The organism is Mesorhizobium sp. BR1-1-3, assembly GCF_020165455.1.
Lineage (GTDB): Bacteria > Pseudomonadota > Alphaproteobacteria > Rhizobiales > Rhizobiaceae > Mesorhizobium > Mesorhizobium ciceri.
Genome location: NZ_JAIUIC010000010.1, coordinates 106,348 through 125,215, shown reverse-complemented (window position 1 = coordinate 125,215; position 18,868 = coordinate 106,348). Strand labels below are relative to the sequence as shown.

The 18,868-nt window shown below is 62.6% G+C and carries 17 protein-coding genes; 2 read left to right on the top strand and 15 right to left on the bottom strand.

What is annotated here, in order from left to right; genetic code table 11:
• Nucleotides 1-133: 133 nt before the first annotated feature.
• The 3 genes from LB559_RS21955 to LB559_RS21945 all read right to left on the bottom strand — a co-directional run bounded on the left by LB559_RS21955 (nucleotide 134) and on the right by LB559_RS21945 (nucleotide 4,130).
• Nucleotides 134-1,372, bottom strand: a complete 1,239-nt coding sequence (locus tag LB559_RS21955; RefSeq protein ID WP_224675029.1) for a CmpA/NrtA family ABC transporter substrate-binding protein — start codon at nucleotides 1,370-1,372, stop codon at nucleotides 134-136.
• Between the two features lie 2 nt (nucleotides 1,373-1,374).
• Entirely contained in the window at nucleotides 1,375-1,977 is a 603-nt protein-coding gene (locus LB559_RS21950; protein ID WP_224674957.1) for an ANTAR domain-containing response regulator, read from the bottom strand.
• A gap of 83 nt (nucleotides 1,978-2,060) precedes the next feature.
• Entirely contained in the window at nucleotides 2,061-4,130 is a 2,070-nt protein-coding gene (locus LB559_RS21945; protein ID WP_224674956.1) for an NAD(P)-binding protein, read from the bottom strand.
• Nucleotides 4,131-4,406: 276 nt separating this feature from the next.
• Here LB559_RS21945 and argE point away from each other — a divergent pair, with 276 nt between their 5' ends.
• Nucleotides 4,407-5,567: an acetylornithine deacetylase gene (gene argE / locus LB559_RS21940; protein ID WP_224674955.1), complete on the top strand. Its 1,161-nt coding sequence runs from the start codon at nucleotides 4,407-4,409 to the stop codon at nucleotides 5,565-5,567.
• A 7-nt stretch (nucleotides 5,568-5,574) separates the two neighbouring features.
• Here argE and LB559_RS21935 read toward each other — a convergent pair whose 3' ends face one another.
• The 9 genes from LB559_RS21935 to LB559_RS21895 all read right to left on the bottom strand — a co-directional run bounded on the left by LB559_RS21935 (nucleotide 5,575) and on the right by LB559_RS21895 (nucleotide 15,297).
• On the bottom strand, nucleotides 5,575-6,531 hold the full coding sequence (locus LB559_RS21935; protein ID WP_013530452.1) for a LysR family transcriptional regulator: 957 nt from the start codon (nucleotides 6,529-6,531) through the stop codon (nucleotides 5,575-5,577).
• A 151-nt stretch (nucleotides 6,532-6,682) separates the two neighbouring features.
• Nucleotides 6,683-8,173, bottom strand: a complete 1,491-nt coding sequence (locus LB559_RS21930; protein WP_224674954.1) for an aldehyde dehydrogenase — start codon at nucleotides 8,171-8,173, stop codon at nucleotides 6,683-6,685.
• Between the two features lie 21 nt (nucleotides 8,174-8,194).
• Entirely contained in the window at nucleotides 8,195-8,869 is a 675-nt protein-coding gene (locus LB559_RS21925) for a DUF1028 domain-containing protein (protein WP_024503971.1), read from the bottom strand.
• A gap of 5 nt (nucleotides 8,870-8,874) precedes the next feature.
• The gene (locus LB559_RS21920) at nucleotides 8,875-9,291 is read right to left on the bottom strand and encodes a RidA family protein (protein ID WP_013530449.1); all 417 of its coding nucleotides are present in this window, start codon (nucleotides 9,289-9,291) and stop codon (nucleotides 8,875-8,877) included.
• A 56-nt stretch (nucleotides 9,292-9,347) separates the two neighbouring features.
• Nucleotides 9,348-10,622: a flavin-containing monooxygenase gene (locus LB559_RS21915; protein ID WP_024503972.1), complete on the bottom strand. Its 1,275-nt coding sequence runs from the start codon at nucleotides 10,620-10,622 to the stop codon at nucleotides 9,348-9,350.
• A gap of 153 nt (nucleotides 10,623-10,775) precedes the next feature.
• A complete protein-coding gene (locus LB559_RS21910; protein WP_224674953.1) occupies nucleotides 10,776-12,380 on the bottom strand; it encodes a GMC family oxidoreductase in 1,605 nt (534 codons plus the stop codon).
• Nucleotides 12,381-12,475: 95 nt separating this feature from the next.
• Nucleotides 12,476-13,279, bottom strand: coding sequence for an ABC transporter ATP-binding protein (locus LB559_RS21905; protein WP_013530446.1), 804 nt, complete (start codon nucleotides 13,277-13,279; stop codon nucleotides 12,476-12,478).
• A 13-nt stretch (nucleotides 13,280-13,292) separates the two neighbouring features.
• Nucleotides 13,293-14,159 carry an ABC transporter permease gene (locus tag LB559_RS21900; RefSeq protein ID WP_024503974.1) on the bottom strand — a complete coding sequence of 289 codons (867 nt, stop codon included), beginning with the start codon at nucleotides 14,157-14,159 and terminating at the stop codon, nucleotides 13,293-13,295.
• A 148-nt stretch (nucleotides 14,160-14,307) separates the two neighbouring features.
• Nucleotides 14,308-15,297 (bottom strand): ABC transporter substrate-binding protein, encoded by a 990-nt coding sequence (locus tag LB559_RS21895; RefSeq protein ID WP_013530444.1) that lies wholly within the window; start codon nucleotides 15,295-15,297, stop codon nucleotides 14,308-14,310.
• 195 nt (nucleotides 15,298-15,492) lie between these two features.
• On the opposite strand from LB559_RS21895, the gene LB559_RS21890 reads away from it, so the two are divergent.
• Nucleotides 15,493-15,807 (top strand): hypothetical protein, encoded by a 315-nt coding sequence (locus LB559_RS21890; protein ID WP_224674952.1) that lies wholly within the window; start codon nucleotides 15,493-15,495, stop codon nucleotides 15,805-15,807.
• On the opposite strand, the gene LB559_RS21885 is transcribed toward LB559_RS21890, so the two are convergent.
• Genes LB559_RS21885 through LB559_RS21875 form a run of 3 tightly spaced genes read right to left on the bottom strand, consistent with a single transcriptional unit; the run spans nucleotide 15,797 to nucleotide 18,838 of the window.
• Entirely contained in the window at nucleotides 15,797-16,618 is an 822-nt protein-coding gene (locus LB559_RS21885) for a carbohydrate ABC transporter permease (protein WP_027160930.1), read from the bottom strand. The two genes, LB559_RS21890 and LB559_RS21885, sit on opposite strands and share 11 nt — an antisense overlap.
• Before the next feature lie 2 nt (nucleotides 16,619-16,620).
• Nucleotides 16,621-17,487, bottom strand: a complete 867-nt coding sequence (locus LB559_RS21880; protein ID WP_224674951.1) for a carbohydrate ABC transporter permease — start codon at nucleotides 17,485-17,487, stop codon at nucleotides 16,621-16,623.
• 55 nt (nucleotides 17,488-17,542) lie between these two features.
• Nucleotides 17,543-18,838, bottom strand: coding sequence for an ABC transporter substrate-binding protein (locus LB559_RS21875; RefSeq protein ID WP_224674950.1), 1,296 nt, complete (start codon nucleotides 18,836-18,838; stop codon nucleotides 17,543-17,545).
• Nucleotides 18,839-18,868 lie beyond the last annotated feature (30 nt).

The window sequence follows — 18,868 nt, the reverse complement described above, 5'->3', positions numbered from 1 at the left end:
AAAGGCCAATGAAATCAGCAGCCCGCGCTGATCGCCGGCGCATCGAACCCTATGGCCGGCAGGCCAAAGATTGTTCATTAGGGCAATCGCGCGCACAATTTTTGTGCAATGCACAAGGATGGCGCGGAAATGATCAGGCCTGAATCTCGGCAGATTTCTGGCCGGTAATGTACGCATCGATCTCGTCAGGATCGAAGATCTGACCGTCGAAGAAACCGTCCGGACCGAGCACAAGGCCGGCGCCTGTCGCGCCGACCGCGGTGGCAATTTGGAGCGCACCCTCGACTTTCGAATTGGCGCCGGGAAGCGCGACGCCGAGCGGCTTCAGCGCCGAACGGTAGAGGTCGGGACGGTAGCAGTCGCGGGCGATGGCAAGGCTTTCAGGCGTGTGCGCCACGTGCCCCCAGCGCACCATCTGCGTGTAGAACCACAGCGCATGGCTCTTCCACGGAAAGTTCGCCGCCTTATCGAAGGGGAGGAAGAAGTCGTCGATGGTCCGCTCCGAACCGCCGCCCAGTTGGAGATGGCCGGTCAGGATCGGCATCTGCACGGTCGGCGGCAGGCCGAGGAAGCCGGCCTGCGCCATCACCCCGGCCAGTTCGCCATGGTTGGCCGGATCCTGGCACCAGCGCGCCGAGTGATGCAGCGCGCGCAGCAGCGCCGCCAAGGCCTCGGGGTTTTCGTCTGCCCAAGCCTTGCGCACGCCGATCACCTTCTCCGGGCTGTTGCGCCATATCCGCGCCTTGACGGTGACGATGTGGCCGGTGCCGGCGGCCACCGCAGCGCTGTTCCAGGGTTCGCCGACGCAGTAGCCGTCGATACGGCCGGCGGCCAGCGCATCGGCCATGAAGGGCGGCGGTACGATGACGATCTCAATCTCTTGGCTCGGATCGATGCCGCAGGCGGCGAGCCAATAGCGCAATTCGTAATTGTGCCCGGAATGCGGATGCACCACGGCAAAGCGCAGCGGATCGCCACCGGCCGCAGCGCGCTCGCGAATGAGCGCGCCAAGTGCGGCACCGGCGCGCGCCGGGTCTAGGTCGGCCTCGGCGCCGTGTGCCGCCATACCGGCCCAAACGGCATTGGAGATGGTGACGCAATTGCCGCCGAGGCCGAGCGAGAACGGCACGATGGTTTCCGAGGCCAGCGGCGTCAGCCCGAGATTGCAGGCGAGCGGCATCGGTCCCAGCATATGCGCGAGATGGAAGTGGCCGATGGCGATGCGGTCGCGGATGTTGGCCCAGGATGTCTCGCGGTGCAGCTTCAGATCGATGCCTTCTTGCGCGGCGAAGCCAAGTTCGCCCGCCGCGACCAGCACGGCGCTGTCGAAAAGCGGCATGAAGCCGGCGGTGATCTGGTGCTTGGCAGTCATGCTCATTCGTCCTCCGCCGGTCCCAGCAGCCCCGCGGCAGTCACCAGGCTTTGGGCGATGTCGCCGATCTTGCGGTTCTGGTTCATCGCCGTCTTGCGCAGCAGCGTGTAGGCGGCCTCTTCGGAGAGGCCGCGCGATTTCATCAGGATGCCCTTGGCGCGGTCGATCACCTTGCGGCTCTCGAGCTCGCCGCGAACCTCTTCCAGTTCGCGCGCCATGCGCGAAAAAGCGTTGAAGCGGCTGACCGCCATGTGGAGGATCGGCTTGACGCGCTCTTGCCGCAGACCGTCGACGACATAGGCCGAAACGCCGGCATCGACCGCCGCCTCGATCGAGGCCTGGTCGGAGCGGTCGACGAACATGGCGATCGGCCGTTTTACGGCACGCGACAGCTGGAACATGTTTTCCAGCATGTCGCGATTCGGGTTTTCGAGATCGATGACGATGACGTCGGGCTCGATCTCGGCGATCCGCCGCGCAATGCCGGTCACATCATGGATGACAGTGACCCGCTCATGGCCGGCCTCGCGCAACCCCGCCTCGATGATCGCGGCGCGGATGCGGTTTTCATCGATCACCAGGACGGCGAGTGCGGTTCGAACCATGCCTGCATTGTGACCAAGCGAAGCAATTGTGCAATGCGGTATGGTTGAACAATCCGATATTCGCTGACCGCACCGCAGGCGCCCTATTCCGCGGCCAACGCCGTGACCTCGCGGCGGAAGGGCAGTGCGTCGCCGATGTCGGCTTCATCCAGCTCGCGCGCGAAGCGGTGGCCGGCATAGGTTGCCCAGGCGATCGGACCCGGCGCCTCGGCGTCGCCGATGATTTTGATCGAGCGGATTCCGCTGTCGGCCCATTCGTCCCGCCGCGCCTTCAATTCCTGCCAGACACTATCGTCCTGGTGGCGTGACGTGACCAGCACCACGGCGTCCGCGGCGATGTCAAATTGGCTGCCCGTATAGGCGCACGCCGTGGCAACACCGCCCGGCACGATGCGCGTCACAGTCCGGTTCAGCACGATCTCGACGCCGAGTTCGGCCAGCCGGCGATGGACGGCGCCCTGCTCCAGCGTGTTGCGGGTCCAGTCGGATACATAGGCCGACGGCGTCACCAGCGTCACCTTCGCGCCCTGGCGCGCCATCAGCTCGGCCAGAACGCCACCCATGTAGTAGTGGTCGTCGTCGAACAGCACGACACTGCCGGTCGGCACAGTGCCGGCCATCAGATCGTCCGGCGTGTAGACCGGCATGGCCGGGTCGATCGGCATCGACACGACATGCGCGCGCGCCACGCCGTCTCGGCGCCATGTCGAGCCGGTGGCAAGCGCAATGTTCTGAAAGCCGAAGTCCAGTATCTCCTGCGCCGACAATCGGCTTTCGAAATAGACGTCGACATTGGACATCTGGCTGATCTGGTACTGGCGGTAGTCGCGCACGCGTCCCCATGCCGAGAGACCAGGCAAGCGGCATTCGCGCGCCACGCGGCCGCCGAGTTCGGTGCCGGCTTCGGCGATGGCCACCTGATAGCCGCGCAGGCCGAGCGCCCGCGCCGCCTCCAGCCCGGCCGGGCCGGCGCCGACGATCAGCACGCTGTCGCTATCGCCCTTGGCCTGCATGCGTTCGGGATGCCAGCCCTTGCGCCATTCCTCCATGAAGGTTGGGTTCTGCGTGCAGCGCGAGATCGACATGGTCATGTCGCCGGTGATGCAGATGTTGCAGCCGATGCATTCGCGAATGTCCTCGATGCGCCCCTCCTCCACCTTCTTCGGCAGGAAGGGATCGGCAATCGATGGGCGCGCGCAGCCGATGAAATCCAGCGTGCCGGACTTGATCATCTTCACCATCACATCCGGCGAGGTGAAGCGACCGACGCCTACGACCGGCTTCGAGGTCAGTTTCTTGATGCCGGACACCAGGCTCTCCTGCGCGCCCTCCTCCTTGAACCGCGACGGCCCGGAGCAGTCCTCCCAGGCGCCATGCGCCAGGTCCCAGAGGTCGGGCAGATCGGCATGCATCTCGATCATGTCGCGCACTTCGGAATTGGCAAAGCCGAGCTCACCGATCATCTCGTCCAGCGACAGCCGCAGCGTCAGGCCGCACGTGTCGCCGATAGCGTCCCTGCCCTCTTCGATCAGCTCACGCATCAGCCGCGAGCGGTTCTCCAGCGAGCCGCCATATTCGTCGCTGCGCTGGTTGGTGGCCGTGGACAGGAAGTGCTGGATGATGCCGAAGCCATGCGCGCCGTAGAGGCACACCAAATCGAAGCCCGCGAGCCTCGCCCGTTTGAAGGCATTGCGATGCCAGCGGCGCAGGTCGCGAATATCCCGCTTGTCCATGGCGCGCGCCTGCACCGGATCGTTGGTGAAGGTGCGGATCGGCAGGGCCGACGGCCCGCGCGGCACTTCCTTGGTGTAGAGGTTCGGCCCGTTGATGCCTGAGTAGGCCAGCTGGATGCCGGCCAGCGCGCCATGCTGGTGCATTGCCTTGGCCATCTTCGCCAGCGCCGGAATATCGGCATCGTCCCACAGCCTGAGCTCGATGAAGGGCGTGATCTCCGATGTGTGGTGCATCTCGGTTTGCTCGGTGAAGATGACGCCCCAGCCGCCTTCCGACTTGATGCGGCGCATCTCGGCCGCGGCCGAAGGGTCGCGATAGCCGCCGCCATTGCAATGCGGCACCTGATAGAAGCGGTTCTTGGCGGTCACCGGACCGATCTTCACGGGCTCAAACAGAATATCATAACGCGGATCGCGCATGGAACGTGCCTTCCTGCCAGCGTCGCCCTGCAGCACGCCCGATCATGGTTTCGAGGCGTGACGCAAGCCGGCCAGCCCAGTGGGTTGATGCCGTGAGACCATTCATAAGTTGCGGCAAGCGCCGGAAAACAACAGATTTCTTCTGTGCCGGTTAGGCCGCGCCTAATCGCACACATCCGGATTAGCATCCGCTGAATCCCGACTGAGCCAAATGCGACTTCAAGGCCCTGGCCACGCGATGCTAGAAGTACCGACGGCCAATGAGACACAAGACGCATGGACAGCATCCAGATCCTTGAAAAGCTGCTCGCATTCCCGACGGTGAGCCGCGACTCGAACCTCGCCCTCGTCAACTACGTGGCGGACCTGCTAGACGCGCACGGCACTGCCAGCCAGATCATCCACAGCGAGGACGGCCACAAGGCCAACCTCTTTGCCACCATCGGACCGACTGATGCTTCCGGCATCATGCTGTCCGGTCACACCGACGTCGTTCCCGTCGACGGCCAGGCCTGGACGCTGCCGCCCTTCGAGATGACGAACCGTGACGGCAAGCTTTACGGACGCGGCGCGGCCGACATGAAGGGTTTTGTGGCCTGCGCGCTCGCCGCGTGCCTCAAGGCCGCGAAAATGACGCTGAAGACGCCTCTGCACCTGGCACTCTCCTACGACGAGGAGATCGGCTGCATCGGTGTGCGCAGCCTGATCGACATGCTGCAAGCGGCCCCGCATCGGCCGCTGCTATGCATTGTCGGCGAGCCGACCGATATGCAGGTGGCGACGGGGCACAAGGGCAAGCTTGCCGCACGCGCGCTTTGCAAGGGGCGCGAAGGCCATTCGGCGCTGGCCCCGCTGGCGCTCAACGCCATCCATCTCGGCTGCGACTTCGTCGCCGCCTTGCGCCGCGAACAGGACCGGCTGATGCGCGATGGCGCCCGCGACGGCGACTACGACATCTCATACACGACCGTCCATGTCGGCAAGATCAACGCAGGCGTGGCGCTGAACATCGTGCCGAACCTTTGCCAGGTCGACTTCGAGATCCGCAATGTCGCGGCCGACGACCCGCACGAGATTCTCGACCGCCTGCGCAAGGAGGCTGCTCATATTGCTTCCGAAGCCTCGACTATCGCGCCCGAGGCAGCAATCGACATCGACATCACCAACACCTATCCCGGCCTGGACACGCCAGCCAGTTCGCAAGCCGTCGCCTTCGTCAAATCGCTGACCGGCGCCAACAATACCATCAAGATGGCCTTCGGCACGGAAGGCGGCCTGTTCAGCCGCGATCTCGGCACGCCGACGGTCGTGTGCGGACCGGGGTCGATGGCGCAAGGGCACAAGCCGGACGAATTCGTCAGCCTCGAGCAGATGCGCCGCTGCGACGACATGCTGGAAAAATTGCTTAAGCGGCTTGCCGACCAGCAACTGGCGTAACCGGGCGCTACTTCTGCGGAAGCGCTGCCTGGCCGACGGCCCGCTCGGCGCCGAACACACCTTGCTCGACGACAAAATGCCGGCAGTGGTCGATGAACGCCTGGGCGGATTGCGTACGATGTTCGGAATTGGGCAAGGCGACGCCCATGGTCAGCGGCCGCAGGTCACCGTCCAACGGCACGAAGACGAGCGGCTTGCCGTCCGGCGCCAGCGTGTTGAGCGGCCGCATGTTGGCGATGCCGTAGCCGAAGCCGTTGGCCACCATGGAGCGCATGACCGCAATGTCGCCGGTGCGCTCGGCAATATTGGGCCGGATCCCTCGCTGGTGGAATGCCGACAGGAAATATTCGCGGCTGTACGGCAGGTCGAGCAGCACCATCGGCTCGTCGGCCAGTTCCTCCGTCGTGATCGACGCCTTGGTCGCGAAACGATGGCCCGCCGGCAGCATGACATAGGCCGGCACCAGCATCAGCGGCTCGAAGGTCATATCCTGCGACAGTTCGAGATCGTAGGTCAGGGCAAGGTCGATTTCACCGCGCTGCAGCATCTCAAGCAATTGCCCCTGATTGCGCTCGAACTGGCGCACGCGCACATCGGGATAAGCGCGCTCGAACCGCATGCGCAGCGCCGGCAGCACGATCTGCGCAAAGGTCAGCAGGCATCCCACCGCCAGCGGGCCGCGCACCTTCTCGGCAAAATCGCCGGCGACGTCATGCAGGGCATCGGCATCGTTGAGCAGCCGGGCGGCTTCCTTGAGGAAGATGCGGCCACCGGCGGTGAGCGAGAGGCCGTGCGAATGCTTGCGGACAAAAAGCTGGACACCGAACTCGGTTTCCAACTGCGCGATCGAGGCCGAAATCGATGGCGGCGACACATTGACCTGCTCGGCCGCCTTGGCGATGGAGCCGGCTTCGCCCACGGCAACGAAATATTCCAGCTGTCTGAGCGTGAAGCGTAGCGGCATGGCTGGCTATGTTGCCGGTTTGAGGGCTTCGATCAAGCTTAATGCATGTCGCGCAAAAGTGGCCCCGGTTTTGCGCAAACGACATGCATGGAGCAAAGGCCTAAAGCGCATCACTTGAATCCGTTCGATCGCGATGCGCTCTAGGCGCCCATCAATATTTGATCCATGTCGTTTTGAGCGCGGTGTACTTGTCGAGCGCATGCAGCGACAGGTCGCGGCCGAAGCCGGATTGCTTGAAACCACCGAACGGCGTCATCGGGCTCAGAGCGTCGACCTTGTTGACGGAAACTGTGCCGGCCTGCAGCCGCCCAGCGATGCGGTGCGCGCGCGACAGGCTGTCGGTCCACAGCGATGCGGCGAGCCCGTAGGGGCTGTCATTAGCGATGCGGATCGCGTCGGCCTCGTCATCGAAGGCAATGACCGAAAGCACCGGCCCGAAGATCTCGTCGCGGGCAATCGGATCGGCAGGCGTGACATCGTCGAAAATGGTGGGCTGGACAAAGCTGCCGCGCCCATTGACCGTGACCATGTCGCCGCCCGCGACCAGGCGCGCGGTCTTTTTACCGGCCTCGACGAAGCGCATGACATTGGCGGCGTGGCGACTATCGACCATCGCGCCCATTTTCGAAATCGGATCGAGCGGATCGCCGGGCTGCGTGGCCGCCGCACGCTGCACCAGTTTCTCCACCAGGGCATCCTTGATGCCGCGCTGGACGAGCAGGCGTGAATTGGCGGAACAGACCTCGCCCTGGTTGAAGAAGATGCCGAACGCCGCCATATCGGCCGCCGCGTCGAGATCCCCGCAGTCGGCAAAGACGAGGTTGGGGCTCTTGCCGCCGGTCTCCAGCCAGACCTGCTTCATGTTCGACTGCCCGGAATATTGCAGGAACATCTTGCCCACCGCGGTCGAACCGGTGAAGGCGAGGCAATCCACATCCATATGGCGGCCAAGCGCCTGGCCGGCGGTTTCGCCAAGGCCGGGCACGACATTGAGCACGCCGGCAGGCAGGCCCGCCTCCATCGCCAGCTCCGCCAGGAGCAGGGCCGACAGAGGTGACTGTTCGGCGGGTTTCAGCACCACCGAATTGCCCGCCGCCAGCGCCGGTGCGCATTTCCAGGTTGCCATGTCGAGCGGGAAGTTCCACGGCACCACCGCGCCGACCACGCCAAGCGGCTCGCGCCGCACCAGCACCAGATCGCCTTCGCCGGTCGGCGCCACCTCGCCATAGATCTTGTCGATGGCCTCGCCATACCATTGGAAGATCGCCGCCGAACCGGGGACGTCGACCGAGGCCGCATCCCTGACCAGTTTGCCCATGTCCAGCGATTCAAGCAGGGCCAGTTCATGCAGGTTGTCGCGCAGCAGCTGCGCCAGCCGCAGCAACACCTCCTTGCGGTGCGCCGGGCTGGTGCGCGACCAGACGCCGGCGTTGAAGCTGCGCCTAGCGGCGGCAACCGCCAGATCGATGTCTTCCTCGCCGCAGGACGCCACTTCGGCCAGCACCTCGCCGGTTGCCGGATTGACGCTGGCAAAGGTCCGGCCCGAACGCGCAGCGACCGTCTTGCCGTCGATGAACGCCTTGTCACGAAAACGGATCGCGGACGCCTTGCCGATCCAGTCCTTGTGGCTGAGTTCACTCATCGCAGGTGACCCCTGTCTTGACTATTCGTCGCCCGGCACGCCGTAGCTCGGCGCATCGGATGGGTTGATCGCGCGGGTCACATAGGCATCGAGCTGTGGCTTGTAGAGTTGCCACAGCGCCGCCAGTTGCTCGATAGGACAATCGTCGGTCCAGTCGCAGCGCAGGTCGGCGACCGGCCACGCCACCTCACGCACCAGCTTCATGCCGGCGGAATGGACAGGGCCAGCCTCGCCGCCGGCTGTCAGCGCCGCGCGCATAGTCGCGATGAGGCGGTCGCCGAGATGCCCCTCCGACGCCAGGAAGGCCTCGACCATCGCTTGCGGCACGCCATCATGGGCCAGCATGTTGCCGCCGCAGGCGACATTGTCAGCTCGCGCCTCCGCCCAGATGCCAAGAGCTTTGGGACCCGAATGGATCGCGGTCGCTCCAGCGGCGTCGACAGCCAGCACCTGCCGGTATTCGGGATAGGCACCGGTGCGCTTCAATATGGCAATCGCCTCCGCCGCGGACACGCCGCGCGCCAGCAATTCGAGACCGCGCAGTCCAAGCGTAGGATCGGTGACGTTCTGGCTGGCAATGGCCCCGGCGCCCGCCTGCGCATAGGCGCAGCGCGCCGCAACAGCAGGCGACGAGGAGGACACCGCGACCCCGAACATGCCGGTGCGGCCGCACCGCGCGACAATGGAAAAGGTCATCGCAATCAGTCCGGAATGACGGCGGTGCCGTCGATCTCGACCAGCCAGTCCGGCCGCGCCAAGGCCTGCACGACAAGGCCGGTCGAGACGGGATGCACGCCTCTGATATACTCGCCCATGGTACGGTAGACCGCCTCACGATGGCGCACATCGGTGATGTAGACCACCACCTTGACCAGGTGCTCCATGGTGCCGCCGCACTCCTCGATCAGCTGGCGGATGTTCTGCATGACCTTGTGCGTCTGCTCGACTGGATCATGGCTGTCGATGTTCTTGGCCGTGTCGAGGTCCTGCGGACACTGGCCGCGCAGATAGACGGTCCTGCCGCCCCGCGTAACGACCGCCTGGCACAGATCATTGTCGAGCTTCTGCTCGGGATAAGTGTCCTTGGTGTTGAACTTTCGAATTCTTGTATGCGCCATCTTGGTCTCCGTCGGATCAGGCTCGAGGTCGGGGCATCTCGTTTGAGGTGCCGTGTCTATGCCACCTTGGTCTCGCGCTTCGCGGACGCATGGTAGGCCAGGTATTTGCGCTGCGTGGAAATATGGTCGGCCACATGCTGCGCGTCGTGCCAGACGCCCCAGATGAAGCTCGACCCCCTGCGCGATTGCCAAGGCAGTCCGAGGAAATAGATGCCGGGCTCGGTCGACACACCGCGCTGGTGCTTCGGCTTGCCCCTTTCGTCGAACACATCGACCTTCAGCCAGTTGTAGTCGACGGTGAATCCCGTCGCCCAGATGATCGAACCTATCCCGGCTTCCGACAGGTTCAGCTCGAGAATGGGATCGGTCATGCATCGCGGGTCCGGGCCGATCTTGCGGGCCTCGGGCTCTGGGGGAAGGTCGAGGCCGTTGCGGGCGACATAGGCATCTGCCTCGTCCAGAACCGACATGTAATTCGCATCGCCGCGCGCGATATTCTTGGCCAGATCGGGTGCGAAGGTCATCACACCGTGCCTGTAGGATTCGGTCCGGCCAACCAGCGTCATCCCTTGCGCGGCAAGGCGCCGGAAGTCGATCGTCTGGCCGCCACGCGCGCCGCTGACCGCGATGGTGACATGTTCGGTGCCAGGCGCAGGCGCCTGCGCGTCCCACTTGCCCAAAACCCCCAGCCACCAGCAGAAGTCACGTTCGCGATAGGCCCGCGGCGGCCGATCGTGCGGCCCGACCGAGAGATAAACCCGCCGTCCCGCACGCTGGAGTTCGTCGGCGATCTGCACCCCCGAAGACCCGGAGCCGACCACCAGCACCGCGCCTGCGGGCAGTTGGCCGGGATTGCGATAGGCGCTGGAATGTATCTGCATAGGTCCGGCGTCCCCGGGAACGACGGCCGGGATGACCGGATGCTGGAAAGCGCCGGTGGCGGCAACCACGCTCCTGGCTTCGATCACGCCATCCGAGGTTTCGATCCGGAAGCCGGGACGGCCGACAAGCCTTTCCACTTTCCTGACCTCCACGCCGCAGCGGATGGGGGCAGCGATCATGTCGGCGTAAGCGACAAAATAGTCGGCGACCTTCTCCTTGCCGATAAAGGCATCCGGACCGGCATTGGGAAATTCCATGCCGGGAAAACGGTCATGCCAGGCGGGACCATTGGCGACCAGCGAGTCCCATCTTTCGCTACGCCAGCGTTCGGCGATGCGGTCCCGCTCTAGGACGAGATGGGGCACGCCGCACTTGCTCAGATGCTCGCTCATCGCCAGCCCCGCCTGGCCGCCGCCAACAACAAGCGTGTCTACTGTTTCGACTGGCATTCAGCGGCCCTTTCTGGCTCTCCCCGAGAGTTTCTGCGCATGCGGCGGAGGTCTGATCGTTGGTTTACTGGAGGGACCGGGCAGCGAAAATTACGATTTCATGTGGCAGTGGTTAGCTTGTTCCTAAATGCTGAATTGGCCGCGCGCAGACGGTTACGCCAGTATTGCCATAGCCGCCTTTTCGCCAATCATCATGGATGGCGCATTGGTGTTGCCACCGATCAATGTCGGCATGACGGAGGCATCAGCGACGCGCAGATTGTCGAAACCGCGCACCTTGAGACCGGCGGGATCAACCACCGCCATGGCGTCGTTGCCCATCCTGGCCGTGCCAACCGGATGATAGACTGTGAGAGCCTCGGCACGCAGATAGGCGAGAATCTCGTCATCGGTGTTCACGTTGGGCCCAGGCAGGATTTCCGGTCCGCGGATGCCGCCGAAAACCGGCGAAGCCAGGATCGAACGCGCGACCTTTATGCCCTCGACGAGGGTCAGGGCATCCTGTTCGTCACTGAAGAAGCGATGGTCTATGAGCATATTGCGGCGGGTGCCGTCGCGTTGAAGCGTGATTTCGCCGACGCTCCCGGGTCTCAACACACAGGTGTGCACGGCATAGCCGTGGCCATATTCGACGAGCCGACCGCGATGGCTGCGATAGCCCGGCACGAAGTGGAACTGAATGTCGGGTATGCTCCCGGCATACTTCGTCCTGGCAAAGCCGCCGGCTTCGACATAGTTGGTCGTCAGCATGCCTTTGCGCCGGGCGAAATACTGGAACGGCGCCGCCAGCATCGCCGGAAGATTGGCAAGTGAAAGGCCGAGCGTCTTGCGGCTGTTCGATCGCACCGTGATCATGCCATCGACATGGTCGCGCAAGTTCTTACCGACGCCTGGCAGGTTCGCGACCGGTTCAATCCCCGCTGCTTTCAGCTCCCCGGTCGGGCCGACGCCGGAAGCAAGCAGAATGCGCGGCGATCCGATCGCACCCGCGCTGAGGACGACCTCCGCTCGGCACCCCAACCGTTGGGTTGCGCCTTCCCTGATCACGTTGACGCCGGTGACGCGCTCGCGTTCAATCGCCAGATCAAGAACCTCGACGCCTGACAATATCCGTAGATTCGAGCGGCCGAGAATCGGCCGGACAAAGGCGCTGTAGGCCGAGAAGCGCTCGCCTCTGTTCTGGGTGACGTTGTAGATGCCGAGGCCGAGTTGGCCACCGGCATTGAAGTCGCGGTTCTCGGGCAGGCCTACGCCTCTGCCCGCCTCAACCCACAGGCTTGATACCACGTTGGGATCGCGCGGATTGTCGACCAGCAATTCGCCGTCGAATCCGTGATAGGCGGGGCTCTGCAACAAGCAGTTCCGCTCCAATTTCTTGAAGACCGGCAGGACATCGGCATAGGACCACCCGGTGCAGCCAAGCGCTGCCCATTCATCGTAGTCCTGCGCGGCGCCACGAATATAGACCATCGAGTTGATCGAACTCGACCCCCCAAGAACCTTGCCCCGGTTGACGGGTATGCGGCGGTTGTTGAGCAGCGGCTGCGGCACGCCCTTGTAGCCGTAGTCGAAGTTCGGATTGCCGTAGAGCGAGAGAATGCCGGCCGGCACGCGCACCCTGGTGCGGTCGTCGCTGCCGCCCGCCTCGATCAGGCAGACACGAACTGCCGGGTCTGCGCTCAGCCTGTTTGCCAAGACACAGCCGGCCGAGCCCGCGCCAATGACGATATAGTCAAATTCCGCCGCCTCGATGCCCATGCCTTACCCGTTTCGTCATCCACACCGAAGACTGCTGATGTCTGTTTCATGCATGTCGTCCGCCCAAAACCGAGGTCACTTTTGAGCGACATGCATTAGTGCTCGTCGTCTTCGTCATTCTTCAGGAGCTCGAGGATCTCCCGCTTCATGGCGATGAAGTTCGGCTCCATGACCAGATCCATGCTGCGTGGACGCGGGAGGCCTACGCGGATTTCCTTCTTGATCTGACCGGGCCGGCCGGACATGACGAGCACCCTGTCCGCCAGCAGGATCGCTTCGTCGATGTCATGGGTAACGAACAGGACCGTCTTCTTGGAATGATCCCAGATCCTCAGCAAAAGCTTCTGCATGCTGTGACGGGTTTGGCTGTCGAGCGCTCCAAAAGGCTCATCCATCAGCAGCACGTCCGGATCATTGGCGAGCGCGCGCGCAATCGCAACGCGCTGCTTCATGCCGCCCGACAGCTGAGACGGGTAATGGTTGGCGAACTTTGCCAGACCGACCTCGTGGAGAAAATGCTCGACAATGACCCTGCGCTCGGCCGGCGCAATGCCCTTCCGCTTCGGGCCATATTCGACGTTCTGCGCCACCGTAAGCCAGGGAAACAGCGTATATGCCTGAAACACCATGCCGCGATCCGGGCCCGGCTCGGTAACAGGCTTGCCGCCGACTACGATCATGCCGCCGGTGCGCTCCTCAAGACCGGCGACGAGATAAAGCAGGCTCGACTTGCCGCAGCCGGATGGGCCGACGATCACACAGAATTCGTTGGGCACGACGTGAAAGGAAATGCCATCCAGCGCCAGCACCGCATTGTCACCCTTGCCGTAGCGCAGGACCACATTGTCGATGCCTATGTCGGAACTCTTTGGTTTCGTCGTAAGATTCAGGGCGTCCATGTGTGCGTGTTCCTCAATTGGCCCAGGGAGCGACGAGGCGGCGGATGCCCCGGAACAATTGGTCGGTGCAAAGACCAAGGATGCCGATCATGGCGATGGCCATGAAGATCACGTCGACCTGAAAGCCGCGCATGGCTTTGAGCGAGATGTAGCCAAGTCCGCTGCGGGCGGCGACGAGTTCGGCCACAACGAGATAGGTCCAGGCCCAGCCCATGGTGACGCGCAGCACATCCAGCACGCTCGGAAGCGTGGCCGGAAAGACGATGTGGAAGACCGTGTCGCCTCGTTTCGTGCCGAGCGTATAGGCTGCGTTGACAAGGTCGCGCTGGACGCTGCGAGCGCTGTCGGCGATCATGACGAGCTGCTGGAAGAAGACGCCGAAGACGATGACGGCAACGCGCTGCTCGATGCCGATGCCGATCCACAGGATGAAAAGCGGCACGAAGGACGTCACCGGCAGATAGCGTATGAAATTGACCAACGGTTCGAGAACGGCCTGGACGATGCGATAGGTGCCCATCGTCAATCCAAGCGGCACCGCAACGATGCTCGAAAGGACGAAGCCGATCAACACCACCTGGACGCTGGCGAAAACATGCTCCCACAACGACCCGTCAAGCGCCATGCTGATGGTGGTGGACAACACGGATTCGGGGCGAGGCAGGAACATTTCCTTGACCGCTCCGGAATAGGTCAGCGCGAACCAGCCGCCGATGACGGCGATCCAGACCATGAAGCCGAGCGTAATGGAGAGAGAGCGCGGCACAGCCCGAAACGGTGTGGCGATGACTTTCAGGACGGATCGACCGGCCTGACCTTCTTCAACTCTCGCGGTCACGCCATTGCTGACCAGAGAGCTCGTGTTCGGTGCTAGTGTCACGGGATACCCTTTTGGGCCGCTTGGACCGGAGGCGCGAGGTCCGCCTCCGGTTCAGCCAAATCACTTTGCAACGTCAAATTACTTCGCAGGCCAAGCTACTTTGCAAGGCCAAGCTACTTCCAAGGCCAAGCTACTTTCCAAGGCCAAGCTACTTCCCAAGGAAGGACGTATCGACGAGGTCGTCATACTTGACGTCCATTTTGAGCTTGCCGAAGCCGCCCCAGATATCGCCGCCCAGCTTGATCAGCTTGCCGGCTTCGCCAGTCTCGCCACCGGCGAAGAATTCGGCATTGCGCTGCTTACCGTAGAAGTTCACGCCAGCGGCCGAGGAAGCGAAGTCCTTCGGATCCTTCAGCCAGCCACCGACGCCTTTGGCCATCACCTCATACGCCTTCTCAGGATTCTCCTTGATGAACTCGTTGGCCTTGTAGAGGCCCTTCACCAGCGCCTCGACATCTCCGGGGTTCTTCGTGATGTAGTCGCAGTTGAGCGCCACCACATCGACGATCAAGCCGGGTGTCTTGGAGGAGTCGATCAGCACCTGTCCCTTGTTTTCCTTCTTGGCCAGCGTCAGATGCGGTTCCCAGGTGACGGCAACGGGAATGCGGTCGGCCATGAAGGCGGCGGCGGCATCGTCTGCCGTCATGTTGGTGATCTTCACATCGGCCTGGGTGAGACCGGCCTGCTTGAGCAGGATATTGAACCAGAACTGCGACACTGAACCCTCGTTCAGCGCTACGTCCATGCCTTTGAGGTCGGCGATGCTCTTGACCCCGCTGGGCGCGAGCACGCCATCGCCGCCATGGCTGTCATCCAGCGCATAGACCGACTTGAAGCAAACATCCTTCGAACGATACTTCATGATCTCGTCGACGGTCGAGGCGCTGCCGTCGAGCTCGCCGGCGGCAACAGCCGCCATATACAGCGATGCTTCCTCGATGATTTCAAGCGAGACATCGAGCCCACCTTCCTTGAAGTAGCCCATGTCACGGGCAAGGAAGAGCGGTCCGTACCCCACCCAGGTCGTCATGCCCAGTTTCAAGCTGCCAGCTTCGGCGTGGAGGCTCACCGATATGGCGCTGAGCGCAATGCCGGCCACCAGCGCGGCCCGGCGAAACTTCGAGATTATTGTCGTCATCACGTTCCCCTGTTTTTCTGAAGTCGGGCGTTATCCCGGCCCGAACGAACCCGCTCCGGAGGCATCGCCGAAGCCTGTCGCCTGACGTTCTTTTCTTGTTTCCTTTCAGCCGATGGCGGAGCAAAGCACGTTGGGTGCGCTGCACAAATTATGATTTTCAGTAGTTCGGCTTAGGCTGGACCTAAGCAGACTGCGTTGCGTCTGCGCCATCGCGATTTCGCAATCAGCAAGCTGCACCATTTCTTCTTTCCTCGGCCAGCCCGGGGCCACACCATTTTACGCGCCATCTATTGGCCGGGGCTGAGAGAGGGGAACTGGAGCCGAGCTATTGTGGGCTACGGCCTAACGAACGGGTTGCAGTTCGGCGATTTCGACATTCTGGCAGATCCGTCCGGACGGCTGATCCGTCTTTTCGGAATCGAGTCACCTGGCCTGACAAGTGCGCTGGCGCTGTCGGATTGGGTTGTCCAACTTGTCGGAAAGACGAACTTCTTCTGCTTTAGCCCTTGACCGCCCCAGCGGTCATGGATCCCGATATCTGCCGATACATCACAAGACCCAGCAATGCCGGCGGCAAGGCGCCCAGCATCATGACGGCGGAAGCGGTTCCCCATTTTACGCCACCGCCGCTCGCGGCGAAGAAGAAGGATGCGCCGACCGTCATCGGCACGGCACGACTGGTTGTCAGCATGAGGCCGAAGAGGAATTCGTTCCAGGCGGTGATGAAGCCGAAGATGAAGGTTGTGACGAGCGCCGGTCGGATCACGGGCCGGACGATCATCATCATCACCTGCAAGGAACTTGCGCCATCGACTTTCGCCGCCTCGTCGAGTTCGACTGGTACATCTGAAATCGCGTTTACCAGGATGACGAGTGCAAGCGGCGCGTTGACGATGGTCAGGATGAGCCCGAGCCCGATCCGCGTATCGAGCAGGCCCAGCCACTGGTACATCATGTAAAGCGGGATCGCGAAGATGATCAGCGGCACGGCGCGAAGATTGATGACGATCGGCAGGACCAAGCGCTTTCCCGCCTCGCTGCGCGCGATCGCATAGGCAGCCGGGAACGCGAGCACGATCGCAAGGCCGGTTCCGATCAGCGCCGCCACGGTGCTGTTCAGCAGATAGGCATATATGTTGAAGCGGCTGGTCTGCGTAAGGACCTCCAGATAGTTGTCGAGCGTCGGCTGGCTGATCCACAAACCGGGGTTCGTCGAAAGCTCGCGCTGGCTTTTGAGCGATGTGATCAGCGTCACGATAATGGGGAAATTCATCGCCAGCACGGCGATGGCAAAAACGATCCAGCGCAGTGCCCCGGCCATCGTCAACGCTTCCTGCGGCCGGCAAGCCGGTTAAGGCAGTGGAGAACGATGAACGACGCCAGGAACAGGACAACCGAGGCGGCGACCGCCTTGCCAATAGCCCCTTCCTTGAAGAAGGCTTGGTAGATGTAGATCGACAAGGACGTCGTTGAACCTCCTGCACCACTGCCGGTCAATGCATAGACATTGTCGAACACCCGGAAACCGTCGATGAAACGGATGAAAAACGCGATGACCAGCGTCGGCTTCATCAATGGCAGGTCGATCCACCGGACGATCTCAAACGGTGATGCGCCATCGAGCGAGGAGGCTTCGCGCACGTCGAGCGGTATGGCCGAATAGGCCATGTAGAAGAGCAGGAAGGCGAAAGGCGTCCATTGCAGCGTCTCCACGACGACAAGGGTGCGGAAGGCATTGTTGATGTCGAGGAAGGCCGGGCTGTCACCGAACCATTCGAAGAGATAGTAGGGGACGGGGCCCGCAAATTCATGCAGCACCAGCCGGTACATGAGACCGACCATGGCCGGCGCGACCATCAGCGGCAGCATCAACGGCGCCATCAGGACTGGTCGCTTGCTCAGAAGCGGTGCCAGGAAGATGGCAAGGAAAAGACCGATCAGACATTCGGCTGATGCGGTAAGAATACCGAAGCGCAGAGAGAACCAGGCCGAGCTCCAGAATTCGCGGTCGTTCAACACCGCGACATAGTTGCTGAAACCGCTCAACACCGGACTGCGCAGCGTCTCGAATGTGACGGCCGAAATGGAATAGATCAGATTGACGATCGCCGGAAAGCCGAGGAACAGCAGCAGGAAGCCGACCAGCGGTGTCAGATACATCCTGCCTTCGGCACGTGTCACAAGGGCCATGTCGATCCGCCAAACGCGCCGGACGCCGAGCTCGACCCGGCGTCCGGCAAATGGTTCATTTCTTGAGAAGGTCCTGCATGCCCGCCTTGGTGTGGGCGAGCGCATCCTCGAGGCTCTGCTGGCCGGACCAGTAGCCGGTAAACTCCTTTGCCTGCAGCTCATAGACCGGGAGCGCACTCGCGGACGTCGCTCCGGTCATGACATAGCCGTACTTGCTGGCGAATTCGCCGAGCTTGACGAGATCGGGACGTTCCTTCGCAACCTTGGCGACGACATCGGGAGACAATGCCGGCGAACCGCCGCTGCGCGCATAGAGCAAGGCCGCATCCTCGGTGGCGAGCCACTTCAGGAACTTGACGGCGCCTTCCTTGTTCTTGGCGTTCTTGTTGAGGCCCAAACCAAGGCCGTGGATATGATCGGCGCGTCCGTCGGGACCTGCCGGCGGCGCGACAATCCCGGTCACCTCGGCGACCGCCGGAGATTTTTCGGTGCTGGTCAGATCCGCCGCCGCGGCATTCCACTGCAGTGCCGTCGCGGCCTGACCGGATGCGAAGGCCGCGTTGGTTTCCGCATATTCGTAGCTCAGCGAATCCTTGGGCGATGACCCGGCATCATAGAGTTTCTTGTAGAGCTCGAGGCCGGTCTTGTAGGCATCGGAATCCACCGTGACATTGCGGTTCTTGTCCATCCAGTCGCCGCCGTAGGAGCGCGGCAGGGACTGGAAGACCATCATGTTGAACAGCAGGTTCTTCATCTGCAGGACCGTGCCATAACGCACCGGGCTGTCGGGGTTCACCTGCTTGGTGAAATAGAGGGCGGTGGCCGCCCAGTCGTCCCAGGTCCAGCTGTCCGGGTCCTTCGGCTGCAGCGGCTTGCCGAGATATTTCTGGGCGATTTCACCATAGGTCTTCTTGGCGGCGTCATCCCTGCTCAAGGCGTCGACGAGATCCTTGCGGTAGTACATGAAGTGCAGCGAAAGGTCGGTCGGCACGCCGTATTGCTTGCCGTCGAACTGCATCGTCTTGAGAACGGATTCGCCGAAAACCTTGGCCGCATCCGCGCCAAGATCGACCGGCTCCATATAGGGCGCGTAGCGACCGAGCGAGTAGGTGGCGACGAGGTTCACGTCGAAGGCGTTGGATCCGGCCGCCATGTCGGCCTGCAGCTTGTCGTAAAAGCCTTCGCGGTTGAAGAACAGCAGCTCCACCTTGTCGGCATCGCTTGCCTGCTTGTTGTAGGTTTCCACGGTTGCCCGCAGTGCGGTTTCCTCGGACCCGCCAGGCCAGCCGAGCACGGTCACGGTTGCATTGGCAAAGGTCGGCAAAGCTGTCCCCGCGAGGAGGGTGGCCATAAGCGCAAAAGACGTCCTGCTCAATTTCAT

Coding starts and splice junctions, on each gene's coding strand:
- LB559_RS21905 (WP_013530446.1), bottom strand. CDS start 13,279: ATGGACGCCCTGAATCTTACGACGAAACCAAAGAGTTCCGACATAGGC.
- LB559_RS21885 (WP_027160930.1), bottom strand. CDS start 16,618: ATGGCCGGGGCACTGCGCTGGATCGTTTTTGCCATCGCCGTGCTGGCG.
- LB559_RS21915 (WP_024503972.1), bottom strand. CDS start 10,622: ATGCCAGTCGAAACAGTAGACACGCTTGTTGTTGGCGGCGGCCAGGCG.
- LB559_RS21955 (WP_224675029.1), bottom strand. CDS start 1,372: ATGACTGCCAAGCACCAGATCACCGCCGGCTTCATGCCGCTTTTCGAC.
- LB559_RS21910 (WP_224674953.1), bottom strand. CDS start 12,380: ATGGGCATCGAGGCGGCGGAATTTGACTATATCGTCATTGGCGCGGGC.
- LB559_RS21935 (WP_013530452.1), bottom strand. CDS start 6,531: ATGCCGCTACGCTTCACGCTCAGACAGCTGGAATATTTCGTTGCCGTG.
- LB559_RS21880 (WP_224674951.1), bottom strand. CDS start 17,487: ATGGCCCTTGTGACACGTGCCGAAGGCAGGATGTATCTGACACCGCTG.
- argE (WP_224674955.1), top strand. CDS start 4,407: ATGGACAGCATCCAGATCCTTGAAAAGCTGCTCGCATTCCCGACGGTG.
- LB559_RS21950 (WP_224674957.1), bottom strand. CDS start 1,977: ATGGTTCGAACCGCACTCGCCGTCCTGGTGATCGATGAAAACCGCATC.
- LB559_RS21945 (WP_224674956.1), bottom strand. CDS start 4,130: ATGCGCGATCCGCGTTATGATATTCTGTTTGAGCCCGTGAAGATCGGT.
- LB559_RS21930 (WP_224674954.1), bottom strand. CDS start 8,173: ATGAGTGAACTCAGCCACAAGGACTGGATCGGCAAGGCGTCCGCGATC.
- LB559_RS21925 (WP_024503971.1), bottom strand. CDS start 8,869: ATGACCTTTTCCATTGTCGCGCGGTGCGGCCGCACCGGCATGTTCGGG.
- LB559_RS21875 (WP_224674950.1), bottom strand. CDS start 18,838: ATGGCCACCCTCCTCGCGGGGACAGCTTTGCCGACCTTTGCCAATGCA.
- LB559_RS21920 (WP_013530449.1), bottom strand. CDS start 9,291: ATGGCGCATACAAGAATTCGAAAGTTCAACACCAAGGACACTTATCCC.
- LB559_RS21895 (WP_013530444.1), bottom strand. CDS start 15,297: ATGACGACAATAATCTCGAAGTTTCGCCGGGCCGCGCTGGTGGCCGGC.